Here is a 1,652-nt window from a genome sequence, read left to right on the forward strand (position 1 = left end):
CCGGTGTCTGTCAACATAGTTGCCCGGTCATTCATGCAAAATGTTTCGCGGCCATTTCATGATCAACAGTTCTGCACACAACATCCCGCTCAGGGTTCAACGTGACACTGTCGGCCCGATCCCAGTTGCGCGTGTCCCGGCCACGCCAGCGGTTGGGATGGCGTGCTTTCGCCTGTTGGTAAACGGCGTGTCGTGCCGCCAGTACAGCAATGTCCTCGCCGGTGTGTCGCTCGTTCGGCGTGACGTAGCTGATCCCGCTATGGCGGTGCTCGTAGTTGTACCAACGCACGAAGTCGGCGGCCCATCGGCGCGCCTCATCCAGGTCATTGAACCCGCGTTTCGGGAATTCGGGTCGGTACTTAACAGTTTTGAACGTGGCTTCGGCAAAGGCGTTGTCATTGCTGACACGAGGGCGCGAGTAGGACGGGTTGATACCCAGCCAGTTGAGCATGGCCAGCACCGTTGTCGCCTTCAGGGTGGAGCCGTTATCGCCATGCAGCACCAGTTTGTTCCGATATCCCGCCACGCCTTCGGTCAGCGCAGCGCGCTTCACGACGCGTGCAGCATGGTCGGCGTCATCGCTGTCGTGCACTTCCCAGCCAACGATCTTGCGGCTGAACACGTCGAGGATCAGATACAGGTAGAACCACTGGCCGATCACCCGTGTTGGCAGGAACGTCATGTCCCAGCACCAGAGCTCGTTCGGCGCCGTCGCCACATGTGTGGTAGGCGGTCGCTGCTTTACCGACTCCCTGGCACGACCACGATGCTTGAGCTGGTCGGCATCGCGCAGAACACGGTAAAAACTGGATTCGCTGGCGATGTATTCACCTTGATCGGCCAGCATGGGAACGATGCGCGTGGGTGGCACGTCCGCATATTCCGGCTGGTTCGCGACCTCGAGGATAGCGGCTCGCTCGCCCTCGCTGAGCCGCGACGCCTGTGGCGGACGCTGGGCTGTCGGCCTGGCATCACCACGCGTCAGTGCTTCCGGGCCAGACCAACGCTGCAGCGTACGCCGATCCACACCGATGACCTCGCAGATGGCCGACAGACGAGCACCTTGCTCGCGCGCCTCTTCAGCCGCACTCAGAATCGCTTGGCGATCTTCCAGGGAAGTCATTCGTCCCCGCTCTCGTGGAAGATCGCCTCGAGCTTTTTTGACAACACCAGCAGCGCCGCCGTCTCGGCCAACGCCTTGTCCTTGCGATTGAGATCCCGCTGGAGCTTACGGATCTGCTGCCGGCTCTTGCGGTCCGCGCGGCTTGGGCTCTGCGTGCCTGAGACATCCGACAACGACTCACTGGCTTGTGCTCGCCATTGCTCCAGCTCAGCAGCATATACGCCGTTCTCACGGCACCACGCACTGCGGCTCGCCTCATCCAGCCCGGCAGTATGGATAACTGCCTCCAGACGCGCTGGGCCGGTCCACAGTCGATCCTGGGAATCACTCAGCGCCTCGGCACGCCACCGGGACAGCGTATCCGCACGCACACCAATCTCACGTGACACCATGTCCAGCGACGCGCTCTCAGGCGGCAGCAAACGAGCCACCGCTTTGGCCTTGAAGGCCGATGAATATCTTGCCATTGGTCAACTCCTCGCCCTCCATATTGTACCTAACGGTGGGGCAACAATGTTGACACAGAGGG

1 protein-coding gene is annotated in these 1,652 nt (G+C 61.3%); it reads right to left on the reverse strand.

Annotation, left to right across the window (positions count from 1 at the left end; translation table 11 throughout):
* Positions 1 to 31: 31 nt before the first annotated feature.
* A protein-coding gene (locus G533_RS23090; protein WP_144079970.1) for an IS3 family transposase occupies positions 32 to 1,590 on the reverse strand; the annotation gives its coding sequence in 2 pieces (ribosomal slippage) (positions 32 to 1,164 and positions 1,164 to 1,590; 1,560 coding nt in all).
* Between the last annotated feature and the right edge of the window lie 62 nt (positions 1,591 to 1,652).

It is taken from the genome of Haliea salexigens DSM 19537, assembly GCF_000423125.1.
GTDB classification, from domain to species: Bacteria; Pseudomonadota; Gammaproteobacteria; order Pseudomonadales; family Halieaceae; genus Haliea; species Haliea salexigens.